The sequence below is a fragment of the Microbacterium sp. RD1 genome, from assembly GCF_052220165.1.
Classification (GTDB): Bacteria; Actinomycetota; Actinomycetes; order Actinomycetales; family Microbacteriaceae; genus Microbacterium.
On record NZ_JBQPOL010000002.1, the window covers coordinates 842,397 to 864,899 of the forward strand.

24 protein-coding genes are annotated in these 22,503 nt (G+C 70.6%); 13 read left to right on the forward strand and 11 right to left on the reverse strand.

Annotated elements, in window-relative coordinates; genetic code table 11:
- Positions 1 to 269: 269 nt before the first annotated feature.
- Complete coding sequence (locus ACTU3I_RS12790) at positions 270 to 497, forward strand: hypothetical protein (protein WP_442926076.1); 228 nt, start codon at positions 270 to 272, stop codon at positions 495 to 497.
- A 13-nt stretch (positions 498 to 510) separates the two neighbouring features.
- Here the strand turns inward: ACTU3I_RS12790 and ACTU3I_RS12795 are convergent, their stop codons facing one another.
- Entirely contained in the window at positions 511 to 1,074 is a 564-nt protein-coding gene (locus tag ACTU3I_RS12795; protein ID WP_442926077.1) for a hypothetical protein, read from the reverse strand.
- 9 nt (positions 1,075 to 1,083) lie between these two features.
- Positions 1,084 to 2,229 (reverse strand): zinc-dependent alcohol dehydrogenase, encoded by a 1,146-nt coding sequence (locus tag ACTU3I_RS12800; protein WP_442926078.1) that lies wholly within the window; start codon positions 2,227 to 2,229, stop codon positions 1,084 to 1,086.
- Between the two features lie 333 nt (positions 2,230 to 2,562).
- On the opposite strand from ACTU3I_RS12800, the gene ACTU3I_RS12805 reads away from it, so the two are divergent.
- Positions 2,563 to 2,907, forward strand: coding sequence for a hypothetical protein (locus ACTU3I_RS12805; protein ID WP_442926079.1), 345 nt, complete (start codon positions 2,563 to 2,565; stop codon positions 2,905 to 2,907).
- A 1-nt stretch (position 2,908) separates the two neighbouring features.
- On the opposite strand, the gene ACTU3I_RS12810 is transcribed toward ACTU3I_RS12805, so the two are convergent.
- Positions 2,909 to 3,352, reverse strand: a complete 444-nt coding sequence (locus ACTU3I_RS12810) for a MarR family winged helix-turn-helix transcriptional regulator (protein WP_442926080.1) — start codon at positions 3,350 to 3,352, stop codon at positions 2,909 to 2,911.
- Between the two features lie 124 nt (positions 3,353 to 3,476).
- Between ACTU3I_RS12810 and ACTU3I_RS12815 the strand changes: the two genes are divergently transcribed.
- The 7 genes from ACTU3I_RS12815 (at position 3,477) to ACTU3I_RS12845 (ending at position 9,817) form a co-directional block, all read left to right on the forward strand.
- Positions 3,477 to 3,800: a DUF7882 family protein gene (locus tag ACTU3I_RS12815; RefSeq protein ID WP_442926081.1), complete on the forward strand. Its 324-nt coding sequence runs from the start codon at positions 3,477 to 3,479 to the stop codon at positions 3,798 to 3,800.
- 76 nt (positions 3,801 to 3,876) lie between these two features.
- The gene (locus ACTU3I_RS12820; RefSeq protein WP_442926082.1) at positions 3,877 to 4,389 is read left to right on the forward strand and encodes an SRPBCC family protein; all 513 of its coding nucleotides are present in this window, start codon (positions 3,877 to 3,879) and stop codon (positions 4,387 to 4,389) included.
- The gene (locus tag ACTU3I_RS12825; protein WP_442926083.1) at positions 4,386 to 5,837 is read left to right on the forward strand and encodes a phytoene desaturase family protein; all 1,452 of its coding nucleotides are present in this window, start codon (positions 4,386 to 4,388) and stop codon (positions 5,835 to 5,837) included. The genes ACTU3I_RS12820 and ACTU3I_RS12825 overlap by 4 nt, the downstream gene beginning before the upstream one ends.
- A gap of 309 nt (positions 5,838 to 6,146) precedes the next feature.
- Positions 6,147 to 7,532, forward strand: coding sequence for an ABC transporter substrate-binding protein (locus ACTU3I_RS12830; protein WP_442926084.1), 1,386 nt, complete (start codon positions 6,147 to 6,149; stop codon positions 7,530 to 7,532).
- A 1-nt stretch (position 7,533) separates the two neighbouring features.
- Positions 7,534 to 8,487 carry a carbohydrate ABC transporter permease gene (locus ACTU3I_RS12835; protein ID WP_442926085.1) on the forward strand — a complete coding sequence of 318 codons (954 nt, stop codon included), beginning with the start codon at positions 7,534 to 7,536 and terminating at the stop codon, positions 8,485 to 8,487.
- Positions 8,484 to 9,419, forward strand: coding sequence for a carbohydrate ABC transporter permease (locus ACTU3I_RS12840; RefSeq protein WP_442926086.1), 936 nt, complete (start codon positions 8,484 to 8,486; stop codon positions 9,417 to 9,419). Before ACTU3I_RS12835 ends, ACTU3I_RS12840 begins: the two co-directional genes overlap by 4 nt.
- 86 nt (positions 9,420 to 9,505) lie before the next feature.
- Positions 9,506 to 9,817: a hypothetical protein gene (locus tag ACTU3I_RS12845; protein ID WP_442926087.1), complete on the forward strand. Its 312-nt coding sequence runs from the start codon at positions 9,506 to 9,508 to the stop codon at positions 9,815 to 9,817.
- Between the two features lie 87 nt (positions 9,818 to 9,904).
- On the opposite strand, the gene ACTU3I_RS12850 is transcribed toward ACTU3I_RS12845, so the two are convergent.
- From ACTU3I_RS12850 to ACTU3I_RS12860, 3 genes are read right to left on the reverse strand one after another with little or no spacing between them, the layout of a single operon-like run.
- Entirely contained in the window at positions 9,905 to 10,990 is a 1,086-nt protein-coding gene (locus tag ACTU3I_RS12850; protein ID WP_442926088.1) for an ABC transporter permease, read from the reverse strand.
- Entirely contained in the window at positions 10,987 to 11,940 is a 954-nt protein-coding gene (locus ACTU3I_RS12855; RefSeq protein ID WP_442926089.1) for an ABC transporter ATP-binding protein, read from the reverse strand. Before ACTU3I_RS12855 ends, ACTU3I_RS12850 begins: the two co-directional genes overlap by 4 nt.
- Before the next feature lie 48 nt (positions 11,941 to 11,988).
- The gene (locus ACTU3I_RS12860) at positions 11,989 to 12,999 is read right to left on the reverse strand and encodes a glycerophosphodiester phosphodiesterase family protein (protein ID WP_442926090.1); all 1,011 of its coding nucleotides are present in this window, start codon (positions 12,997 to 12,999) and stop codon (positions 11,989 to 11,991) included.
- A 152-nt stretch (positions 13,000 to 13,151) separates the two neighbouring features.
- Here ACTU3I_RS12860 and ACTU3I_RS12865 point away from each other — a divergent pair, with 152 nt between their 5' ends.
- Together ACTU3I_RS12865 and ligD are read left to right on the forward strand one after the other, a co-directional pair.
- A complete protein-coding gene (locus tag ACTU3I_RS12865; protein WP_442926091.1) occupies positions 13,152 to 14,051 on the forward strand; it encodes a Bax inhibitor-1/YccA family protein in 900 nt (299 codons plus the stop codon).
- 187 nt (positions 14,052 to 14,238) lie between these two features.
- A complete protein-coding gene (gene ligD / locus ACTU3I_RS12870) occupies positions 14,239 to 15,459 on the forward strand; it encodes a non-homologous end-joining DNA ligase (RefSeq protein WP_442926092.1) in 1,221 nt (406 codons plus the stop codon).
- A gap of 3 nt (positions 15,460 to 15,462) precedes the next feature.
- On the opposite strand, the gene ACTU3I_RS12875 is transcribed toward ligD, so the two are convergent.
- Positions 15,463 to 15,981, reverse strand: coding sequence for a TetR/AcrR family transcriptional regulator (locus tag ACTU3I_RS12875; RefSeq protein WP_442926093.1), 519 nt, complete (start codon positions 15,979 to 15,981; stop codon positions 15,463 to 15,465).
- Between the two features lie 75 nt (positions 15,982 to 16,056).
- Here ACTU3I_RS12875 and ACTU3I_RS12880 point away from each other — a divergent pair, with 75 nt between their 5' ends.
- Positions 16,057 to 16,773: an MBL fold metallo-hydrolase gene (locus ACTU3I_RS12880; RefSeq protein ID WP_442926094.1), complete on the forward strand. Its 717-nt coding sequence runs from the start codon at positions 16,057 to 16,059 to the stop codon at positions 16,771 to 16,773.
- 273 nt (positions 16,774 to 17,046) lie between these two features.
- Here the strand turns inward: ACTU3I_RS12880 and ACTU3I_RS12885 are convergent, their stop codons facing one another.
- The gene (locus tag ACTU3I_RS12885; RefSeq protein WP_442926095.1) at positions 17,047 to 18,444 is read right to left on the reverse strand and encodes a glycosyltransferase; all 1,398 of its coding nucleotides are present in this window, start codon (positions 18,442 to 18,444) and stop codon (positions 17,047 to 17,049) included.
- A 41-nt stretch (positions 18,445 to 18,485) separates the two neighbouring features.
- Positions 18,486 to 19,040: a TetR/AcrR family transcriptional regulator gene (locus ACTU3I_RS12890; RefSeq protein ID WP_442926096.1), complete on the reverse strand. Its 555-nt coding sequence runs from the start codon at positions 19,038 to 19,040 to the stop codon at positions 18,486 to 18,488.
- A gap of 93 nt (positions 19,041 to 19,133) precedes the next feature.
- Between ACTU3I_RS12890 and ACTU3I_RS12895 the strand changes: the two genes are divergently transcribed.
- Positions 19,134 to 20,087, forward strand: a complete 954-nt coding sequence (locus ACTU3I_RS12895) for an NADP-dependent oxidoreductase (protein WP_442926097.1) — start codon at positions 19,134 to 19,136, stop codon at positions 20,085 to 20,087.
- 198 nt (positions 20,088 to 20,285) lie between these two features.
- Here ACTU3I_RS12895 and guaA read toward each other — a convergent pair whose 3' ends face one another.
- Both guaA and ACTU3I_RS12905 read right to left on the reverse strand, forming a co-directional pair.
- Positions 20,286 to 21,866 carry a glutamine-hydrolyzing GMP synthase gene (gene guaA, locus ACTU3I_RS12900; protein ID WP_442926098.1) on the reverse strand — a complete coding sequence of 527 codons (1,581 nt, stop codon included), beginning with the start codon at positions 21,864 to 21,866 and terminating at the stop codon, positions 20,286 to 20,288.
- Positions 21,863 to 22,384 (reverse strand): DUF3817 domain-containing protein, encoded by a 522-nt coding sequence (locus tag ACTU3I_RS12905; RefSeq protein WP_442926099.1) that lies wholly within the window; start codon positions 22,382 to 22,384, stop codon positions 21,863 to 21,865. Before ACTU3I_RS12905 ends, guaA begins: the two co-directional genes overlap by 4 nt.
- Positions 22,385 to 22,503: the final 119 nt, after the last annotated feature.

Here is a 22,503-nt window from a genome sequence, read left to right on the forward strand (position 1 = left end):
GAGAATGACGAGCGCGCACGACCACCTGGGGCGGCAGCATCCGCGACTCGGTGAGGAGCGGGATACGGACTCCGGGCAGCGCGCGGGAACGGTCAGATGCCGTTCTCGTCCACCGTGGCCGGTCAGCGCGCAGCTCACCGGTGGAAGCGCACGGATTTCACCCGCGGTATCACCCGCTCGGCCGCAGACCTCGGCGTCTTGGGGTGACATTCGGGCGGTCTTGCCCGCGGCCTCGGGCTTTCTTGCGGTTCGAGGGGCACAGTGAAGGGGTGAATCCGTCCTCTCCCGACTACTCGGATGCCGCCAGCACGTCCGCACCCGACGGACTGCTCGTCGTGCACGGGGAGCTCATGGCATCCAATGACTGGGAGCTGGTGGACGGAATCGGGGCGGGAGGCTCAGACTTCGGGCACGTCGCCGACGCGGATTTGGGGGATCTCGCGTGGGACGGCTGGGATCTTCCCGCCCCGGCACACCTCGACCGGCGGCCGGGCTGAGGCGCAGCGCTTCTCAGCGGCGCACGAACGCGCGCCGCAGCATCCGGAACACGACCCAGCCGCCGAGGATCCACGGACCCGCGACGATGATCGGGTCGATCCAGGCGTGCCGGATGTCGACGCGCCCGCGCCGTGACGATAGCGGACGCAGTCGCGGCTCGGCCAGGATCCCCGTCTCGGTGATCGGGTTGTCGGGGCGCAGCGTCAGCAGGGAGCGGAGGTGGGCACCCGTGGCCTCCACGCGGTCGCCGAGGACGAGCAGCAGCCAGTGCGCGGCGCGGCCCTCGCTGAAGCGGTCGTACGCGTACCGTCGAATGGCACCGGAGACGCCGTGCAGGGGCTGCGCGGTGCCGAACACCGGCGTCAGTCGCGCGTGCTCGATCGAGCGTTCGCGCGTGGGGTCGTCGCCCTGGGACTCCGGCATCTCCCAGTGGGCACCCGTGGCGTTGGGATCGTAGTGCTCCTTGGGGACCGACGGCCGGTCGGCCGGGTCGAGGTCGGCGCCCCACCCGGGGATCCGGGCGCGCAGCTCCTCGGCGCTCGGGGCGGTCTCGGGCTTCTTGGCGGTGTACGGCATGTCGGGTCCTCACGCGGCCGGAACGATCACGGGCTTGATGCAGTCGTCGAGCTTCGACGAGAACATGTGGTATCCCTCGGCGATGTGGTCGAGCGGGATGCGGTGGGTGATCATCTCGCTCGGCTTGATGTAGCCGGCCTGGATGTGCTCGAACAGCCGCGGCCACTGGCGCTTCACCGGGGCCTGGTTCATCCGCAGGGTCAGGCCCTTGTTGAGCGCATCGCCGAACTTGACCGCGCTGAACAGGGGCCCGTAGGCGCCCATCACCGAGATGTTGCCGCCTTTGCGGACGCCGTCGATCGCCCAGTTGAGAGCGACCGGTGACCCGCCCTGCAGCTTCAGCTTCGCAGAGGTGATGTGCTGCACGAGATTCCCGTCGGCCTCCGCTCCCACCGCATCGATCGCGACGTCGGCGCCGAGATAGCCGGTGAGCTTCTTCAGCAGCACCACGACGTCTTGGTGGTGGGTGAAGTTGTGCGTCTCAGCGAAGGCGAACTCCCGCGCCTTCTCGAGGCGGTAGTCGAGGTGGTCGATGACGATGACCCGCCCCGCGCCCATGAGCCACGACGACCGTGCGGCGGCAAGGCCCACGGGCCCGGCGCCGAAGACCACGACCGTGTCGCCCTCGGCGATGTCGCCGAGCTGCGCGCCGAAGTACCCGGTGGTGAAGGCATCCGTCAGCATCAGCGCGTCGTCGTCGTCCATCCACTCCGGGATGATGGTCGGCCCGACGTCGGCGAAGGGGACGCGGACGAGCTCCGCCTGTCCGCCGTCATACCCGCCGGTGGTGTGCGAGTACCCGTAGATGCCGCCCACCGCGGTCGCGTTGGCGTTGACGTTGTGGCAGTTGGAGTACAGCCCGCGCGAGCAGAAGAAGCACGTGCCGCAGAAGATGTTGAACGGCACCATCACGCGGTCGCCGACCTTCAGCGTCTGCACCGACGAGCCGACTTCCTCCACCCGGCCGATGAACTCGTGGCCGAACGTGTGGCCGATCCGCGTGTCGGGCATCATGCCGTGGTACAGGTGCAGGTCGGAACCGCAGATCGCCGCGAGTTCGACGCGAACGATCGCGTCGTTGGGATGCTCGATCCTGGGGTCGGGTTTCTCCTCCACGCGGACCTTGTACGGACCGCGGTACACCATCGCCTTCACGTCGTGTCGTCCTTCGGTCAGGGGCGGTCGTCGGCGTCGGTGTCGTCCGCGTCGCCGCCGGCATCCTGTGAGAGGTCGTCGTCGCCGACGTCGCCCTCGGCCTGGCTCGGGTGGTCGGGAATCGAGTCGCTCATGTCGGTCTCCTTCTCCTCGTGCGCGCCGGATGCGTGCCGTCCCACTCCAGCGCGTCGGCCGATTCGAATCAGGGGGGTTGACCCGGAGGCGTGCGCCGCGGAGGATGACGCGCCCGCGATGTTGGACGGCGTCGGAGAGAGGTTGCATACTGTGAGCGGCAGCATCCGCGGGTGCGCGGGGAGGGGGAGGGGACGACAGATGGCGTTCCTCAATATGGCGACGCTCGAGGAGTGGGTCGGCGACTTCCGCCGGTCGGGTCGGGAGATCCCGGGCACGGTGAACGTGATCACACAGGACGGCGCGGACGGCGCTGACACCGGCCTCGTTTCGGCCTCACTGGCGAGCGTGTCGACCGTGCTGTTCATCGAGCCGCGAGAGGTCGGGGCGGCGCAGTGGCGCATCACGTTCGAGCCGCGCGACACGTCGGCATCGATGGACGCCGACACGGTCCGAAGCCTCGCCGACGAGCTGTTGCTCATGGCGGATCTGTGCAGCTACCTGGAAGATCGCGCGCGCGAGCACGTCATCGCCGACGCGCCCTGAATCAGCGGGACCGCGCCGAGGTCGCCTCGACCAGGGCATCGAGCGCCGTGGCGAACCGCGACGATTCGTCGGCATCGCCCTCGCCGACGACGGCGTCGAAGTCGGTGTCGAACCTCGTGAGCGCCGACCACGGTTCGGTCGCGAGATCGACGGTCAACGACAGCCGGTTGACGCGCCGGTCTTCGGGGTCCACCTCACGGCGCACGGCGTTCCGCACGACGAGGCGGTCGACCAGCGTCGTCACTCCCGCCGACGTGATGCCCAGATAGTCGCGGAGCGCGGTCGGCCGGGTACCGGGGTTCGCCGCGATGAACAGCAGCGCCCGGGCATCCAGCTCGTTCACCCCGAGGACGCGCCGGGCTTCGAGGAGAGCCGCCTGGCGTGCATCGACGTAGCGGTGCAGGGCCCGTCGCAGCGGGGACGGGTCGGAAGCACGAGCAGTCACCGGGTCTCCTTCCCTACGCGACCTTCCGAACGATACTCGTATCGAACTATTTCACAAGCTTACCTAAGAATCTTAAATATCGAGTACAGTGAAGGCACTGGGGGACAACGAACGGAGGCCCGACATGGGACACCTGTACTACGGCGGAAGTGTCGAGCCGATCGTCATTCCCGACCGCCTGCTCGCGCACATCAAGGTCGTCCTCGCCACGAAGCTCCGCCGCAACGAGAGCTTCACCTTCTCGTGGCGCGACCAGGCTGTCGGCCGCTCCACCATCTGGGTCCAGCCCTCGATCGAACTCCGCTTCGTCTTCGGTTCGGCCGACCCCGAGGTCCTCGACCCGGAGCTCCTGCAGCAGCTGGCCCACGAGGCCGCCGGGACGGCCGGCATCACCGTGGACCTCAGCGCGGCGACGGAGATCCCCGCTCCCGCGTCATCCCGACGCTGACCGATCCGCGCCCGGAGCGCAACCCGGTGTCCTCCCGCCCGTCGCCCCGTTAGCGTGGCGGATCAGGAGGACACGAATGTCACGGAACACCCGAGAATTGCGCTGCACCCCGAGCGACGTCTTCCGCGTCCTCGAGAACGGCTGGCTGTTCCCCTCGTGGGTGGTCGGCGCCTCGCGCATGCGCGACGTCGCTCCGGACTGGCCCGCGGTCGGTTCTCGACTGCACCACTCCTTCGGAACATGGCCGGTCTTGATCGACGACTCGACAGAGGTGCTCGACTACGACCCGCCCCGCCGACTCGTGTTGAAGGCGCGCGGCTGGCCGATCGGCGAGGCTCGCGTCACCATCGACGTGAAGCCGCGCGGCGACGGATCGGTCGTGCGCATCCAGGAGGAGGCGATCAGCGGCCCGGGCGCCCTCATCCCGCAACCGCTCCTGGACGTGCCACTGTCGTGGCGCAACGCGGAGACTCTGCACCGGCTGGCGTATCTGGCCGAGGGCATCGCCGACAGCGGCGAGCGACGCACGACGGCGGAAGACGAGGATCCGGCCGCGCGAGCCGATCCCGATACCAGCTCGGCGGCATGACAGACCTCGACGCGATCGTCGTCGGCTCGGGACCCAACGGGCTGGCCGCCGCCGTCACGCTCGCCCGGGCAGGGCTGGCCGTCCGCGTGTACGAGCGTTCGGCCCGCATCGGCGGCGGTGCCGCCACGGCGGAGCTGACGCTCCCGGGCTTCCGTCACGACGTGTGCTCGGCGGTGCATCCGCTCGCCTTCGAGTCCCGCTTCTTCCGCGAGTTCGGGCTGGGCCGGCGCGTCGAGTTCGCCGTCCCGGATGCCTCGTACGCGCACCCGCTCGATGAACGACCTGCCGCGATCGCGTACCGCGACCTCGACCGCACCGCCGCAACGCTCGGGAGGGACGGCGACGCCTACGCGCGTCTCATGCGCCCCCTCGTGGAGCGTGCGAGCGCCGTGGCCGACTTCACCGGGAACTCGCTCCTGCGAGTGCCCCCCGACCCGCTCGCGGCCGTCGCCTTCGGGCTCCGGGCCCTCGAACAGGGAACGCCGCTGTGGAACGCGCGCTTCGTCGACGACGCCGCCCCTGCTCTGGTCACCGGTGTCGCGGCGCACACGATCCTGTCGCAGCCGAGCATCGCCGCCGCCGGCGCCGGTCTCGCCCTCGGCACGTACGCGCATGCGCGCGGCTGGCCGATCCCGGTCGGCGGGAGTCAGGCCATCGTCGACGCCATGGCGGCGGAGATCCACGCCTGCGGTGGCGAGATCGTCACCGAGGCCGAGATGGGCTCCCTGTCGGAGCTGCCATCCGCGCGCGTCGTCCTCCTCGATGTCACGCCGCGCGCGCTCGTCGAGATCGCGGGCGACGCTCTGCCACCGAGCTACCGGGCGGCGCTGGAGCGGTTCCGCTACGGGGCCGGAGTGGCCAAGGTCGACTTCGCGCTCTCGGCACCGGTGCCGTGGGCGGATGCCGCCGTCCGCGAGGCCGGTACGGTGCATGTCGGCGGCACGCGCGCCGAGGTGGCCGCATCGGAGAACCTCGTCGGCCGCGGCGGGCTGCCCGAGAGCCCGTATGTGCTCGTGTCGCAGCCGTCGCTCTTCGACGACTCGCGCGCGCCCGACGACGCCCACACCCTCTGGACGTACACGCACGTGCCCGCCGGGAGCGACGTCGACCGCGAGCAGGCGATCATCCGTCAGATCGAGCGGTTCGCTCCCGGCTTTCGCGACGTCATCCTCGCCTCACACTCCCGCACCGCGCTGCAGGTGGCCGACGAGAACCCGAACTACCCCGCCGGCGACATCTCCGCGGGTGCGCCGACGATGCCGCAGATGCTCCGCCGCCCCGTGCTCTCGCCCGATCCGTGGCGCACGCCCGCGCCCGGGGTGTACCTGTGCTCGGCGTCGACGAGTCCCGGCCCCGGTGTGCACGGCCTCGGCGGCTGGCATGCGGCGCTGAGCGCGCTGCGGCACGAGTTCGGCACGCGCGCGCTTCCCGACCTCTCTCCCCGCTGACCCCTCGCACGCGACGACCGCGGTTCGCGTGGCACTTCGTGCCGCATTCCGAGCGCGGATGCGGCAGGAGCTGCCACCCGAGCCCGGAGCCGCACCGGTCGGGGGTCACTTCGCGCCGCCTCTTGGGCGCGGATGCGGCATGAGCTGCCACCTCGCGGGTGCAGCGAACGGCGTCCGAGCGGGGGCAGGCTCGCCGGCGGAGCGCTACGTCGAAGCCGCCCCGCCGTCAAGCCCCTGGGTGCGGGAGGGCACCGCTTCTTACGTTTGCCCTCCCGCCCACTTCTCGGACGGAATTATCCGGAGGTGCACATGCGCGCGATCAGACGTTGGACAGCGGGCGCGGTGGTCGCCGGATTGGCAGCCGCGAGCCTTGCCGGATGCGCCGTGGGCACGGGTGGGGCCGACGATTCCGACGCGTCGTACGATGCGGATGCCACCCTCAGCGGGCCGCTGTCGGTGATGGGCTTCTCCGGCGTCGACGAGGTCGCCACCACTCGTATGGACATGACCGAGGACGAGCTCGGCGACGTGGACGTCAAGCTGATCGAGGGCGAGCTCGACCTCCAGCAGTTCCTGTCCGCCGTCGCCTCGGGCGAACCCCCGGCGATCGTGTACGCCGATCGCGACCAGATCGGCTCGCTCGCCGCCCGCGGTGCCATCCTGCCGCTGGATCGCTGCATCGAGGGTGAGGGGATAGACACGGCGGCGTACGTCCCGTCCGCCCTCGAGCAGGTGACCTTCGACGGCTCGGTCTACGGCATCCCCGAGTTCAACTCGATCGAGATCACCATGGCCAACGCCGATCTGCTCGCCGGTGCCGGCCTGACGATCGACGACGTCAACGGGTCGAGCTGGGAGGCCATGAGCGCCGCGAACGACGCCCTCACGCGGTCGGATGGCGGAAAGCTCAGCGTGATCGGGGTGGACAGCAAGCTGCCGGAGTTCCTGCCGCTGTGGGCTCAGGCCAACGGCGCCGACCTGCTCTCGGAAGACGGCCGCACGGCGCAGCTCGACGACCCGGCCGTGGTCGAAGCCCTCGAGTGGGCGGTGTCGATCTACGACGCGCAGGGCGGGTTCAGCGCCGTGAAGGCGTATCGCGACTCCGCGGACTTCTTCGGCGAGGGCAACCAGTTCGCCACCGGCGTGCTCGGCGCCATGCCGATGGAGCAGTGGTACGTCAACGTGCTCAACGACGTCTCCCCCGACGCACCGCTGGCCTTCGACACTGTCCGCTCGCGCGACGGCGCACCGCTCGCGTTCGCATCCGGGTCGGCGTGGGCGATCCCGTCAGGAAGCCCGAATCCCGAGGCGGCGTGCCGCTGGGCGCGCGTGATGACCTCCGTCGACGCGTGGGAGGCGGCCGCGAACGCGCGTCTGGAGCTGCGCACCGCCGACGGCAAGCCGTTCACCGGCATCCTCACCGGCAACGCCGAGGCCGATGAGCGGGTGCGGTCGATGATCACCCCCGGCGGCGAGCCGTGGGACAGCGCCGTGACCGCCATGTACGAGGCGAACGACGCCGCGTTCTCGCTTCCTGCCAACCCGGCCGATGCCGAGTTCACCAACGCGATGCAGGACGCCGTGAACGGCGTCCTCAACGGTCAGGCCGAGCCCGCGGCGGCGCTCGCGCAGGCGCAGGAGACTGCGCAGCAGGCGCTCGACGAGGCGTGGGCGAAGCTCGACGGCGATCAGTGACATGACAGTCGTCTCGGAGGCGACCGTCGACGAATCCCGTCGGCGGTCGCGCCGTCGTGCCCGTCGCCGCAACACCGGCGCGGCGCTGCTCTTCCTCGCGCCGTGGCTGATCGGCTTCGCGGTGTTCACAGCGTGGCCGCTCATCTACAGCGCGTATCTGTCCTTCACCGACTACGACGTCATCAACAGCCCGTCGTTCATCGGGTGGGAGAACTACGTCCGTCTGTTCGAAGATCCCAAGATCGCCCTCGCCCTCGGCAACACGTTCTTCTTCACGCTCGTGCAGGTCCCGCTCTACGTGATCGTGTCGCTCGCCCTCGCTCTCCTCCTCCAGCACGCCGGACGCTCATCCGGCTTCTTCCGCACGATGGTGTTCCTGCCGAAGATGACGCCTCCCGTGGCGATCGGCATCCTGTTCCTGCTGCTGTTCAACGGGCAGAACGGCGTGATCAACACTGTCCTCGGATGGTTCGGCATCGCCGGCCCCGCCTGGACGACCGACCCGGCCTGGGTGAAACCGGGCCTCATCATCATGAGCCTGTGGACGGTCGGCGCCTCGGTCATCATCCTGCTCACGGCGCTGCAGAACGTCCCGGAGGAACTCTACGAATCCGCTCGCATCGACGGCGCCGGGCGGTGGCGGCAACTGACGAACGTGACCATCCCGCTCATCAGCCCCGCGCTCTTCTTCCTCATCGTGGTGAACACGATCGCGGGCCTCCAGACGTTCGACGAGGCGTACACCGCCTTCTTCGGTTCGGGCAACACCACCTACAGCAACGACGCGGCGCTGTTCTACGTGATCTACCTCTTCCAGCAGGCGTTCGAGTTCCTCCACATGGGATACGCCTCGGCGATGGCGTGGATCCTCTTCTTCCTCATCATGGCCGTCACCGCGGTGCAGCTGCTCGTCTCGCGCCGCGTCGTCTACTACGAAGGCGAGGCGCCGAAATGACCGGCGTGCTCCCCGACGCTCCCCGCGCCGCGGCGGCGGATGCGACGCCACCGGTGGCGTCCGTCGCGGTCGCGGCGGCGGCGCCCACTCCGGGCCGTCGACGCCGGCTGACACCCGTGCGCGTCGTCGTCATCGTGCTGCTGAGCCTCATCACCCTCGCCTTCGCCTACCCCTTCATCTGGCTCGTCTCGGCGTCGTTCAAGCCCCGCGGCGAGGTCTTCGACAACGCGCTCATCCCCCGCACCTTCACCCTCGAGAACTACGTGCAGGTGTGGCAGGAGGCGCCCCTCGGGCTCTGGCTGTTCAACACCCTGCTCGTCACCGTCCTGGCCGCCGTCACCGTCACGATCTCCAGCTCCATGGTCGCGTGGGGCTTCGCCTACTTTCGCTTCCGCGGCCGCAACGCGCTCTTCGGCCTAGTGCTGGCGTCGATGATGCTCCCCGGCGCCGTCACGATGATCCCTACATTCCTCATCTGGAATGCACTCGGATTCGTCGGCACCCTCGTCCCGCTCTGGGCCGGCAACCTCTTCGCCAGCGCGTTCTACATCTTCCTGCTCCGGCAGTTCATGATGGGCCTGCCGCGCGAGCTGTTCGACGCGGCGCGCGTGGACGGCGCCACGCAATGGGGCGTGTTCTGGCGGATCGCGGTGCCTCTCCTGCGCCCGGCGCTCGCGGTGACCCTCGTCTTCGAGATCCAGGCGGTGTGGACCGACCTCATGCGGGCGCTCATCTATCTGCGCGACTCCTCGACGTTCACCATTCCCCGCGGGCTCAAGTCGCTCGTCGACGCCTTCGGCTTCGGCGGCGAGTGGCATTGGGAGCTCATCGTCACCGCGAGCGTCATCGCGACGGTGCCCATGATCATCGTCTTCTTCCTGGGGCAGAAGCAGATCATCCGCGGCATCAGCACGTCGGGGCTGAAGGGCTGAAGCCGCACGCCCGGAAATGTCAAGCCCCCTCAGCGGTGTCAGCCCTGGATCGTACGGTATGAGCATCCCGTCGGAAAGGAAGATCGATGACGATCGCTGACAACCTGGTAGCCCCCGGCGACAACGACTCCGCCTCGACCGGCGAACGCCTCCGGATGCTGCAGATCGGCGAAGAGGACTGGTTGATCCACGACCACGCGTTCCCGGAGAACGACGCCCGCCATCTGGTCGCGTGCGTGCGAGCGCGCGGCCTCGATCACGTCGATGTCATCTGGTTGCAGGGCCGTGGGCTGCCGCCGCGCTTCCCCCGCGTGCAGGACGCGCTGGAGGCCGCCGGCCGCGCGGTGTCCGCTCGCCCGTCGCTGTCACGGACCCGCGCCGAGAACTGGCTCGGCTGACACTTCGCCCCGGACAAGACCGCCTCGCCGGCCGCGCCGCCCCTCCCCCCATCCTGGTGGCCCCGCCCGCGGGGCGGTCGTTCGTTCTCAGGCGATCCGCGTTCCCGGTGGCAGCCGGCGCGCAGGAGTCCTGGTGCGCTGCCACCCCCACAGCATCAGGCCGGCGGTGAGCAGAAGCTGCACGAACAGCCCGACGAACCAGCTGGGCGCGGTGCCCTCGATCTGCTCCTGCGCCGTCGGTCCGCTCGTCTGCATGGTGGACGTATCGCACCAGTCGTTGCGCACCGGGGTCACGGGCCCCTTCTGGGCGACGCGAACACCGAACGAGATCTGCCCGAAGAGGTCCTCCGGGTAGCCGCCGCTTCCGTAGGTCGTCGGGGTCGCATCGGCGAGGATCACGAACGGGTTGGCGGCCAGCAGCCACCACACGTGGTCGGTGCGCGGCACCTCGTACGTGTGCGTGCGCCACGGTGTGCACTCCGCGGTCTCCGGATCGTCGAGGCATCCGGTCTCTTCCGGGCTCTCGCCCGGGCTGCAGACGTAGCCGCTCCCCTCGTAGGCGCGCTCGGTGACCGTCACCTCGGTGCGAGCCGTCGCCGTGCCCAAGCCGAAGGCGACGATCGTCCCGACCGCGAGCGCGGCGACGACGAGGTACGTCGCGGCGACCGAGAACAGCGGGCGCGCGATGATCGCGCTGAGGCCGACGCCGATCCCCGCGACCACCCCGACCTCGATCACCAGGATCACGAGCGAGGTGACGATCGTCGCCGGTTGCAGGTCGCCGGCGAGCGTCGCGAGAACCAGGAACGGCACCGCCACCACGAGGAACGCCAGCCCGGCGACCCACGCGGCGAGGAACTTCGCCAGCACGATCTCACCGGTCGTGGCGAGGGTCACCTGCAGCGGAGCCAGGGTGGCGGCATCCCGGTCGCCGTTGATGCTGTTGCCGCTGAGGGTGGGAGAGACCAGGAGCGCCAGGAGCAGCACGAGGAAGATCACCAGGGAGAAGAGCCAGCCGCCGCCGGCTGCGTCCATGGTCGACGCGGCGAGGGTCAGCGCCGTCACGATCAGGAGGATCAGGGCGAACACGCCGAGGAGGACGTACCACGCCACCGAGCGGAGGCGCTGGGTGAGCTCGAGGCGCACCAGGGCGCCCAGGCGGGAGCCGCTCATGCGTCGCCCCCTTTCCGCAGGTCGAGGAACGTATGCTCCAGGTCGCCGGTGGCCGGAGCGAACTCGGCGACCGCGAGCCCCGATGCCACGAGAGCTCCGAGGGCGGCGGCGGCCTCGGCCTCTGTTCCGAACGGCACCAGCACGTCGCGCCGGTCGGCGGTGAGGTCGCCGGGGTCGCGGCCGAGGGCCGATGCCATGCGGCCCAGGACGTCGGTCGCGCTCTGGTGCGCCGCATCCGGGTCGGCGGCGAGGCGGATGCGCCACGTCCGCGTGCGCGACGACGCCTGAGCGACGCGATCGGCCGCCACCGTCTCCCCCGCGACGAGGAACACCGCGTCGTCGACGACCTCCTCCAGTTCGCTCAGCACATGGCTCGAGACGAGCACGGTGCGCCCATCGGCGGCGAGACGCCGCAGGAGCTCGCGCAGATCCACGCGCGCCTGCGGGTCGAGCCCCGACGCCGGCTCGTCGAGCAGGAGGATGCGCGGGTCGTGCACCAGCGCACGCGCGAGAGCCAGGCGCTGCTTCTGCCCGCGCGAGAGCACCCGAGCGGGAGATGCGGCGAGCTCGGTGAGCCCCACCTCCTCCAGCAGCACGTCGGCGCGATATGCGGCGTCCGCGCGGGAGAGGTCGTACAGCCGCCCGGTCGCGACGAGCGTCTCGCGGGCGGTGAGGGTCGGCCACGCGCCCAGCGTGTCAGGCATCCAGCCCAGGCGCGCACGCACGGCAGCCGCGTCGGCCAGCGGGTCGAGACCATCGAGGCGGATCCGGCCCGCGTCGGGCTGGAGGAGCGATGCGAGCATGAGCAGCAGAGTGGTCTTCCCGGATCCGTTCGGTCCCACGAGCCCCGTGACGCGCCCCGCCTCCGCACGGAGGGTGACACCGCGCACCGCCTCGACCTGACCGAACGATCGCCGGACGCCGTCGACGGCGATCCCGAGATCGGACATGCCGTCAGCCTAGGTGGGGACGTCTCGACGATCCGCGGTGCGCCCCGGTCAGTCGCGAAAGAACTGCACGCCGAGGTCGGCATGGTCGACGAAGACCCCGTCGACTCCGGATGCGCGGAGCACCGCCCATTCGCCGGCGTAGTCACCGAACGCACCGGCGCCGTCCCGCGTGCGGAACCGCGGGAGAAGAAAGGCGTTCTCGGGGCGGCACGTCCAGGTGAACACCCGCAGACCGCGCTCGTGCGCGTCCGCGACGAGGCGGCTCGGGCCCGCGGTGCGGCCTCGGCGGTCAGGCGCGAGGATCATGCGCTTGTCGACGCTGATCCCGTCGACCGTGCCGACGAGTCGGTCCAGGCCCGCCGGCGCGGCCGTCGCGGCGTAGGTCGGAGCGGATCTGCCGGAGGCGGCGACGAGATCGTACGGACGACCCGCCGCCTCGAGCAGATAGATGAAGCTCGCCCGCAGGCCGGCTTCGCGCAGGCTCCGCAGCACGGTCGACTCGAACGACTCGACCACCAGCGGCAGCTCGCCCCGCGCCCACCCGGCATCGGCGAGCTCGGCGGCGACGAGCCTCGCGACGTCGAAGCCGAGGACGTCGAAGAAGGTCGCGTGCTTGATCTCCACCACGACGCCGATCTCTCGTCCCTGCTCGAGCGAGGCGTCTCGGACGAGATCGAGCACGTCGCGCAGCCGCAACACGGGCTGCGTGTCGTCGAACGAGGCGCTGGAGGGTCGCAGCTTCGGAAGCCGCTCGCGGCAGCGGAGCGTCGCGAGCTCGTCCCAGGTGAAGTCCTCGGTGAACCATCCGGTGAGCTCGGCGCCGTCGATCGTCTTCGTCGTACGGCGGTCGGCGAACTCCGGATGCTCCGCCACATCGGTCGTCGACCCGATCTCGTTCTCGTGCCGCACCACCAGGACGCCGTCGCGGGAGACGACGACATCGGGCTCCACCGCATCCGCCCCCATCGCGACGGCGAGGTCGTAAGAAGAACGGCTGTGCTCGGGGCGGTAGCCCGGAGCGCCGCGGTGGCCGATGACGAGGGGGGAGCGCCGGGTCACCGCTTCAGGCTACCCGCGCGCCGCGATCGCCCCGCGAGCCTGCGCGCGCTCATAGCGAACGCCCAGCGGCTCCCCGTCGCCGGCAACGGCGTGTCGGCTACTGTTGATCTACAGCACAGTGCTGTGATTCCGACTTTGGAGTGTGAGAGCAAGTGGCCCTCAACAACCCGGCCTTCAATACCCCGGCGTTCCAGGACCCCCGCGCAGTTCAGACGTACCCGGGCGGCGCGCAGGCGGGACGCCTCGGCGGTCAGACCCAGTACGCACCGCCTCCCGCCGCTGAGGCGGCGACCCTCGAGGGCAAGTTCGCCGCACCGTCGGCGGGCGCCCGCGAGACCGACCGCATGACGGTCGAGGACACCGTCTGGAAGACGGTCGGCCTCTTCGCCGTCCTTCTCGTCACGGCAGCCGTCGGCTGGATCTGGACGATGGCGGGCGTCTCCGTGGAGAACCCGACCAACGTCAACATGGCTCCGTGGCTGATCGGCGCGCTCGGCGGCTTCGTGCTGGCGATGGTCAACATCTTCAAGAAGAAGCCGTCGGTGCCCCTTATCATCGCGTACGCGGCGTTCGAGGGTCTGTTCATCGGTGGCATCTCGGCGTTCTTCGAGTTCATGTGGCCGGGCATCGTCATCCAGGCCACCCTCGCGACGGTCGCGGTCGTCGGTGTGACCCTCGCCCTGTTCGCCAGCGGCAAGGTGCGAGCGTCGAAGAAGGCCACGAAGATCTTCCTCGTCGCGATGGTCGGGTACATGGTCTACTCGCTGATCAACGTCGGCCTGATGCTCTTCGGCGTCACCGACGGCGCCTTCGGTCTGAGCAGCGCACCGAGCCCGCTCTTCGGGATCCCGTGGGGCGCGCTCATCGGCGTCCTCGTCGTCATCATGGCGGCGTACTCGCTCGTGCTCGACTTCGATCAGATCCAGCGCGGCGTCCGCAACGGCGCCCCGCGCGTCTACGGCTGGGTCGGCGCGTTCGGCATCATGGTCACCGTCGTGTGGCTCTACGTCGAGATCCTCCGCATCCTCGCCATCCTGCGCGGCAACAACTGACACCGCAGCGTCCGAAGGGGGTCGTCCAGCCGGGCGGCCCCCTTCGTCGTTCCGCGGACAACATTCCGGACGGATTCGTCGCGGCGCCCGCCCCGGCCCGACATCGGCCGCCGGGCGGCGATGGATCCGGAATGTTGTGCGGCGCAACCCGTTCCCACACGCTGCGGGCCGACGCTAGCGTCGCGGTATGAGCCCGTCCAAGACGCCCGCCGAGATCCTCGAGATCGACGGACACGAGGTATCGGTCACGAGCCCCGATCGCATCGTCTTCCCCGAACCCGGCCTGACGAAACTCGACATCGTGCGGTACTACGTCGCCGTCGCCGACGGGGCGCTCCGCGGCGCCGGCGGGCGACCGATGGTGCTCAAGCGCTTCGTAAAGGGCATCGGCGCCGAGGCGTTCTTCCAGAAGCGCGTGCCAGAGAACCATCCCGACTTCATCGACACCGCGACCCTGCACTACGCCCGCGGGACCGAGGCGGAGGAGACCGTGGTGCGAAACGCCGCCGGACTGGCGTGGGTCGCGAACCTCGGATGCCTCGACCTCAACCCGCACCCGGTGCGCGCCGAAGACCTCGACCACCCCGATGAGCTGCGCGTCGACCTCGACCCCATGCCGGGCGTGGACTGGTCGCAGATCGTCGACGTGGCGTTCATCGCCCGGGATGTGCTCGAGGAGCACGGCTTGGTCGGGTGGCCCAAGACGAGCGGCTCGCGGGGGCTGCACATCGTCGTGCGCATCGCGCCGGAGTGGGACTTCCGCGCCGTACGCTTAGCCGCGGAGACCCTGGCCCGCGAGGTGGAGAACCGCGCGCCGGGGCTCGCGACCGCGCGATGGTGGAAGGAGGAGCGCGGCGAGAGCGTGTTCGTCGACTTCAACCAGAACGCCAAGGACCGCACCGTCGCCTCTGCCTACAGCATCCGTCCGCTGCCGGATGCCCGCGTGTCGACGCCGCTGGAGTGGGACGAGGTGCGCGGGCGGCGGCCCGAGGAGTTCACCGTCGCGACGGTGCTCGAGCGGTTCGCCCACATCGGCGACCCGCACCGTGGCATCGACGACGCCGTCGGCGCCCTCGACGGGCTGCTGCTCCTGGCTGACGAGCTCGGCCCGGCCGAGAAGCCGCCGCGAGGCTCGGACGGATCTGGACGACGCGCCTCGGCGATGCCGCTGATCGAGATCGCACGCACGAAGACCAAGCCCGAGGCTCTGGAGTACCTCGAGCAGTGGAAGGCGGAGCATGCGGATGCGGCGGCGCAGCTTCATCCGGCCGACGTGCTGGTCGACGGCATGCGCGGATCGAGCTCGTTGTGGTACCGCGTGCGAGTGAACCTCCAGCACGTGCCCGAGGCGGAGCGCCCCGCACAGGGACCGCTTCTGGCCGACTACGACCCCTGGTCGCGGGGGTGAGCGTCAGAGGGCGGCGGTGAGCCGGGCGAGGCCGTAGTCGAAAGCCGCGTCGACGTCGCCGCCGAGACGGAACGCGCCGGCGAGCTCCATCATCAGGAAGCCCGTCGCCCAGGCTGTTACGAGGCGGGCGGCGTCGAGGGCGTGCTCCTCCCCCACAGCCGCGCGCGCCGCCGCGAGGATGGGGTCGGCGCCGCCGCCGAGCGCCTCACCGTCGGCCGGCCCGAGCAGCAGAAGACGAAACCCCTCGGGCTGATCGTGGGCGAACGCGCGATACGCGCGGCCGAGGCCGTCGAGAGAACCGGACGTCGCGTCCAGACGCGCGCGCAGGTCCGCGACCGTCTCCCGCACCACGAGCGCGAGGAGGGCATCTCGATCCCGCACGCGCTTGTAGAGCGACGGCGCGCGCACGCCGACGCGCTCGGCGACGGCCTGCATGGTGACGCGCGACGGACCGCCCTCCTCCAGCAGCGTGCGGGCCGCGGCGATGATCTCCTCCTGCGACGTGCGCTCCGGTGTCGGCATGTTCCCTCCCTCATGGCTATGGTTATAAGCTATCATGGCTACGAACCTTAGCCATCTCCCGAAATCGGATCGATCATGCAACTCGCCCCTCACCTTCATCGCATCGGCAACGACATCGTCGCGTTCTCGCTCCTCGTGACGCCGGAGGGGATCACGCTCGTCGACGCCGGCCTCCCCGGCCACTGGAACGATCTGCAGCACGAGTTGCGCTCGCTCGGCCGCTCGGTCTCCGACATCCGCGGTGTGATCCTCACGCACGGAGACAGCGACCACATCGGCTTCGCGGAGCGCTTGCGCGCCGAGCACGGCGTTCCCGTCTTCGTGCACGCGGCCGACGCCGACCGCGCCCGCGGCGGGGCCAAGCCGAAGAACGGCAAGCAGGAGATGAAGGTGGGGCCCACGCTGGGGTTCGGGATGTACAGCATCCGCAAGAACGGACTGCGTACGCACTACCTCACCGAGGTCGTCGAGGTGGCAGACGGCGACGTCCTCGACCTTCCCGGCGCCCCGCGTATCGTCTGCATGCCGGGGCACTCCCCCGGCAGCATCGCGGTGCACTCGCCGGTGGCGGATGCGGTGTTCGTCGGCGACGCGCTGACGACGCGCAACGTGCTGACCGGGCGCACCGGCGCCCAGCCTGCGCCGTTCACCGACGATCCGGCAGCGGCGCTCGCCTCACTCGACCGCCTCGCGGCGCTCCCGGCGTCGTGGGTGATCCCCGGCCACGGCGCCCCGTTCCACGGCTCCCCCGCCGACGCCGCTGCCGCCGTCCGCGCGGCGGCCTCTCGCTGAGGGCCTCCCCGCCGCGCGGGTGTCGCCGCCGCGGTGCTCTCGCTGAGCGCCTCCCCGCCACTCGCCCGCGCGCTGCTCGCGCCCGCGCGGGGTCGCTGCCCCGGTGCCGCACGCCGCGGTTTGGGGCGCTGGATGTGGTTCGGGGCGCACATCGGTCGCCCCAAAGCACATGGGTCGCCCCAAACCCGCGCCTCGCGCGGCCCAATCGCGGAACGGGCGGGCGAGCGGCGCGCCGGCCGGGCGAGCCGGCGGGTCCGCGACCGCGGCCGGCCGCTACCGCGCCGACCGGCGCGAGGGGCGAGCGAGCGCGTCCGATACTGCGGCCGAGAGCGCGGCCATGGCGCGTTGGGGAGACACCGCGGCGGATGCGGCGACCGCCTCCCCCGCGAGACGCTCGCGCAGCGCGGCGTCGGTGAGCACCCGCACCAGCGCGCCGGCGAGCGCCTCCTCATCCCCGTCCGGGACGAGGAGGCCGCCACCGGCGGCGAGCAGGTCGCGCGGCCCGTAACGCACGTCGAACGCCACGGCGGGGCATCCGCGGGCCAACGCCTCGGCGAGCGCGAGGCCCTGCCCCTCGAACGCCGAGGTCTGCAGGTACACCGCGGCCTCGTCGAGCACCGGGCCCGGGTCGCCGGTCGAGCCGCGAAGGCACACCGATCCTGCGAGTCCCAGATCGTCGACGAGGGTCTGCAGCCGCGCGCGATCGGCGCCTTCGCCGTAGACGTCGAGCCGCGCCTCCGGCACCGCGTCGAGCACGCGCGCGAAACTGCGGATGGCGGCGTCCACGCGCTTTCCGGGCGCAAGCCGACCGAGCATGACCACGCGCCTCCCGTCCCGTTCTGCGGCGGGGACGACGGATGCGGCGGCGGCGACACCGTTCGGAGCGACCACCGAGCCGCCGAACGCGCCGAACCGCGCCGTCACCTCGGCCCGCTGCGACGGCGTCGGCCACAGGATCGCGTCGAAGCGGTCGGCGACGGCGAACCATCGCGACCACAGGCTGTTCAGCGGAGCATCCGGGGTGAATGGCGGCTCGAGGTGGATCGTGTGGATCGCATGCACGAGCCGCACCTGCGGGTCGTCGAAGCCGGCGAGGAGCTCACCGAGCTGCCGCGACTCGACGAGGACCACGACCGGACGCTCCGCGACGGCGCGCCGTTCGGCCACCACATGCGCCAGCCACGCACGGTAGAGCGCGCCAAACCCGTCGAGCACGCCCGCGACGTCGCCCTGCGCATCCCGCAGCACGATCGGGGTGGTCGAGAGGTGCCAGTCGGGGTCTCCCGCGATCACCGGCAGGTCGACGACGGGCCGGCCCGCCGCATCCGTCACCCGGCGATACTCCGACTCCGGATGCGGCGCCCCCTCGTGCGCGGCATCGCGCAGCCATGCCGCCGCTCCCCCGCTCCCGTCGGCCGCCTCGTCGAACAGGTTCCGCATGCGCGCGGCGTCGGCCAGCGCGCCGCGACGGACGAACTCCTCGCGGTGCGCGGCGTGGTCCGCCGCCGGCGCCGGGTCGACCGTCAGCAGCAGCGGCCCCTGCCCGCCCGCGACGCCCGCGTCGGCCATCTGCCGCGCGCGGGCGAGGGTGGCGATCGTGTATCCGCCGTCGAGGTCGGGGATCAGCCGACTCGAGAGCACGATGTACCACGCGTCGGGAAAGTCGGTCACCTCTCGATCCTCTCAGGCCGCCCGGCGTCGCCCCGCGCTCTTCACGCCGCGGCGAACGACCTCAGGAAGTGTCCGACCAGACGCCGTGCCGCGAGTTCCGGCGCCGAAGACGCGAGATCGGCCGCCCCCGCGTTCGCCTCCATGAGCAGCACGATGTCGTCCCACCCGACGTCGGCGCGCACCGATCCGGCGCGCTTCGCGGTCTCCAGGATGCGCTCCACGGTCGCGCGCAGCACGCTCTTCTCCGCCTCGAAGCTCGTGCCCTGGAAGAAGGCGCGCACCACGAGGTCGGCGCAGACCTGGTCGCGAGCCTGCTCGACACAGGCCTGCTCGAGCAGATCCGACAGGGCTGCCCACGCGTCCGGGGCGCGCTCCAGCTCGGCGATCGCGTGCATCCACCAGCCGAGCTGACGCTCGAACACGGCGTCGATGAGCGCGTCCCTCGTCGGGAATCGGCGGGACAGCGTCGCCGCCCCGACTCCGGCGCGGCGGGCGATCTCCGACATCGGCGCGCTCAGCCCCTGCCGGGCGAACAGCTCCGCGGCGGCGTCGACGATCCGGTCGCGGTTCTCCCGCGCATCGATGCGAAGCGCCATAACCCCACGATAGCAAATGGAAGACCTCCCCCACTTGATGCTAGTGTGCACAAGTGGAAGACCCCTTTCATTTCGTACGGCGTCAGGAGAGATGTGAAGACGGCACAGTTCGCTCGATACGGCGACGAGGGCGTGATCGAGATCGTCGACGCGCCGATCCCTCGCCCGGGCCCGGCAGAGGTGCTTCTGCGCGTCACCGCATCCAGCGTCAACTCCGTCGACATCGCGCACCGCGCGGGCGCGATGGGTCTTGTGACCGGCAGGACCTTCCCGCAGGGACTCGGTGTGGACGCCGTCGGTCGCATCGAAAGCGTGGGGACCGACGTCTCCGGCTTCGCGCCTGGTGAGCGCGTCTGGGCCATCCGCGCCGGCGCCGCGGGGATGAAGAAGCCGACGGGGCTGGCCGCGGAGTTCGCGATCGTCGATGCCCGGCGCATGGCCCATGCGCCGGAGTCGCTCGACGACACTGCCGCCGCCGCCCTGGTCGTGAGCGGCTACACCGCGCTGCGGGCGCTGCGGGACGCGCTGCGGCTACAGCCTGGCGGGAGGGTCGTCATCCGAGGAGCGTCCGGCGGCGTGGGAAGCGCCGCGGTCTCGATCGCGGCGACGATGGGCGGCCGCGTCGTGGGTCTGGCCTCCGAACGCAACGTCGAGGTCGTTCGCGCGCTCGGCGCGCACGAGGTCTTCGACTACGCCTCGACGTCGCCGTCGGAGGTCGGTCCGGCCGACGCCGTCTTCGACACGGTGGGAACGCAGCTTCCCGCGTGGCAGCGAACCCTGCGCCGGGGCGGCCGCATGGCGACGGTCGCCCTCGCGTCCCCGGCGGCGCTGGCGTCGGTGGCGCTCTCGGCTGCCCAGGGCTCCCGGCGGATCCGCGCCTTCGTGGGCGAGCCTCCCGCGGGTCAGCTGGCCGCGCTCACCGCCTTCGTCGAGGCGCACGACATCCGCCCGCTCGTCCACGAGACGATCACCCTCGACGACATCGCGAGAGCCCATCGCGTGTTCGAGGGCCGCGGACTGGCGGGAAAGGTCGTCCTCACGGTCTGACGAGTGGGAGTTTCACTCCTCCTCGACCGCTCACGCGGCCGACTGCCACACAGCACCCGTCACGAGTGAGAGTTTCACTCCCCCTCGACCGCTCACGCGGCCGAGTGCCACACAGCGCCCGTCACGAGTGGGAGTTTCACTCCCCCTCGACCGCTCACGCGGCCGAGTGCCACACAGCGCCCGTCACGAGTGGGAGTTTCACTCCCACTCGATGGTCCCGGGCGGCTTCGACGTGACATCGAGCACGACCCGGTTGACCTCGCGCACCTCGTTCGTGATGCGGTTGGAGATCTTCGAGAGCACGTCGTAGGGCAGGCGCGTCCAGTCCGCGGTCATCGCGTCCTCGCTCGAGACCGGTCGCAGCACGATCGGATGTCCGTACGTGCGGCCGTCGCCCTGCACACCCACCGAGCGCACGTCGGCCAGCAGCACGACGGGGCACTGCCAGATCTCGGCGTCCAGGCCCGCCTTGGTCAGCTCGGCTCGGACGATCGCGTCGGCATCACGCAGAATCTCGAGGCGGTCAGCGGTGACCTCACCCACGATCCGGATGCCGAGGCCCGGCCCCGGAAACGGCTGCCGGGAGACGATCACCTCGGGAAGGCCCAGCTCGCGACCGATCGCCCGCACCTCGTCCTTGAAGAGGGTGCGCAGCGGCTCGACGAGCTCGAATTGCAGGTCTTCGGGAAGCCCACCGACGTTGTGGTGGCTCTTGATGTTGGCCGTCCCGCTGCCACCGCCGGATTCGACGACATCCGGATACAGCGTCCCCTGCACGAGGAAGCGGATGGGGTCGCCCTCGGCGGCCGCCTCGGCCACGAGGTCCTGCTGCACCTTCTCGAACGCGCGGATGAACTCGCGCCCGATGATCTTGCGCTTCTGCTCGGGATCGCGGACTCCCGCGAGCGCGTTCAGGAAGGTCTCGCGCGCGTCGACGGTGATGAGGCGCACGCCGGTCGAGGCGACGTAGTCGTTCTCCACCTGCTCGCGCTCGCCCTTGCGCAGAAGGCCGTGGTCGATGAACACCGCCGTCAGCTGATCGCCGACCGCCTTGTGCACCAGCGCCGTCGACACGGCGGAGTCGACCCCGCCCGACAGCGCGGAGAGAACCCGGCCGGACCCGACCTGCGCCCGGATCTTCTCGACCTGCTCGGCGATGACGTTGTCGCTGTTCCAGTCGGCCGGGAGCCCGGCGGCGCGGTGGAGGAAGTTCTCGAGCACCGCCTGCCCGTGATCGGTGTGCTTGACCTCGGGGTGCCACTGCACGCCGTAGAGCTTGCGGGCGTCGTTCGCGAACGCGGCGACCGGGGTGGCGGCGGTGCGCGCGAGCACGTCGAAACCCTCGGGCGCGCGGGCGACCTGGTCGCCGTGGCTCATCCACACGTTCTGCTCGGGCGGCTGACCCTGCAGGAGAGTCCCCTCGGTGACGACCGTCGCATCCGTCGCCCCGTATTCGCGAAGGCCGGTGTGCGCGACCTCGCCGCCGAGCGCCTGCGCCATGACCTGGAAGCCGTAGCAGATGCCGAGGGTCGGGACGCCGAGGTCGAAGACACCCGCGTCGAGCGCCGGGGCGCCCTCCTCGTACACCGACGAGGGGCCGCCGGAGAGGATGATCCCCACCGGGCTCCTCGCGGCGATCTCCTCGGCGCTGGCGGTGTGCGGCACGATCTCGCTGTACACGCCCGCCTCGCGCACGCGACGGGCGATCAGCTGCGCGTACTGCGCGCCGAAGTCGACGACGAGGACGGGCCGCTGAGAGGTCTCTGTCTGCTCGGTCAACGGGTTCCTTCCGGAGCGGGAACGGGTGCGGATGCCGCGGCGGCCTCGCGTTCGGCGAGGTAACCCCGCACGCGCCGGGCGGTGGCCGCCTCGAGGAAGAAGGAGAGGAACGGCACGACGCCGCCGAGGGCGAGGAGCAGGAAGCGGCGGAACGGCCAGCGCATCAGGCTCCACACCCGGAAGCACGAGACGAGGTACACGACGTAGAACCAGCCGTGCGCGACGAGGATGAACAGCGAGATGTTGAATCCGTCGCCGGTGGAGACCATCTCGCAGTCGTTCGTCATCGGCAGGAAGAGCGACCACCACTCGCACGTCGGTCCGGCGATGACGTCCGCGAACCACAGCGCCCCGCCCGTCCCCCCGGCGAACAGCTCGACGTGGAGGGGCGTGTACTTCAGGACCATCTCGGTCAGGAGCAGGAGCAGCCCGACGCCGGTGATGATCGAGCAGATCTGGTAGAAGGTGAGCGCTCCGCGAATCGCCGGGAAAGAGGCGAGCTTCGGGGCAGCGGGCATGCCCCCCAGTCTAGTCGCGGCCTCAGCGCGCGCCGACCCGGCCCGGGGCCGTGAAGGGTCGCGACACGCGGCAGCCACGCGCCGCCGGGCCGCCGTTTGCGACCCTTCGCGTGCCGGCG

Bases quoted from the DNA above. Each gene is read 5' to 3' on its own strand.
- ACTU3I_RS12795 (WP_442926077.1), bottom strand. From the start codon at position 1,074: ATGCCGTACACCGCCAAGAAGCCCGAGACCGCCCCGAGCGCCGAGGAG.
- ACTU3I_RS12805 (WP_442926079.1), top strand. From the start codon at position 2,563: ATGGCGTTCCTCAATATGGCGACGCTCGAGGAGTGGGTCGGCGACTTC.
- ACTU3I_RS12815 (WP_442926081.1), top strand. From the start codon at position 3,477: ATGGGACACCTGTACTACGGCGGAAGTGTCGAGCCGATCGTCATTCCC.
- ACTU3I_RS12820 (WP_442926082.1), top strand. From the start codon at position 3,877: ATGTCACGGAACACCCGAGAATTGCGCTGCACCCCGAGCGACGTCTTC.
- ACTU3I_RS12825 (WP_442926083.1), top strand. From the start codon at position 4,386: ATGACAGACCTCGACGCGATCGTCGTCGGCTCGGGACCCAACGGGCTG.
- ACTU3I_RS12830 (WP_442926084.1), top strand. From the start codon at position 6,147: ATGCGCGCGATCAGACGTTGGACAGCGGGCGCGGTGGTCGCCGGATTG.
- ACTU3I_RS12835 (WP_442926085.1), top strand. From the start codon at position 7,534: ATGACAGTCGTCTCGGAGGCGACCGTCGACGAATCCCGTCGGCGGTCG.
- ACTU3I_RS12840 (WP_442926086.1), top strand. From the start codon at position 8,484: ATGACCGGCGTGCTCCCCGACGCTCCCCGCGCCGCGGCGGCGGATGCG.
- ACTU3I_RS12845 (WP_442926087.1), top strand. From the start codon at position 9,506: ATGACGATCGCTGACAACCTGGTAGCCCCCGGCGACAACGACTCCGCC.
- ACTU3I_RS12850 (WP_442926088.1), bottom strand. From the start codon at position 10,990: ATGAGCGGCTCCCGCCTGGGCGCCCTGGTGCGCCTCGAGCTCACCCAG.
- ACTU3I_RS12855 (WP_442926089.1), bottom strand. From the start codon at position 11,940: ATGTCCGATCTCGGGATCGCCGTCGACGGCGTCCGGCGATCGTTCGGT.
- ligD (WP_442926092.1), top strand. From the start codon at position 14,239: ATGAGCCCGTCCAAGACGCCCGCCGAGATCCTCGAGATCGACGGACAC.
- ACTU3I_RS12875 (WP_442926093.1), bottom strand. From the start codon at position 15,981: ATGCCGACACCGGAGCGCACGTCGCAGGAGGAGATCATCGCCGCGGCC.
- ACTU3I_RS12880 (WP_442926094.1), top strand. From the start codon at position 16,057: ATGCAACTCGCCCCTCACCTTCATCGCATCGGCAACGACATCGTCGCG.
- ACTU3I_RS12890 (WP_442926096.1), bottom strand. From the start codon at position 19,040: ATGGCGCTTCGCATCGATGCGCGGGAGAACCGCGACCGGATCGTCGAC.
- ACTU3I_RS12905 (WP_442926099.1), bottom strand. From the start codon at position 22,384: ATGCCCGCTGCCCCGAAGCTCGCCTCTTTCCCGGCGATTCGCGGAGCG.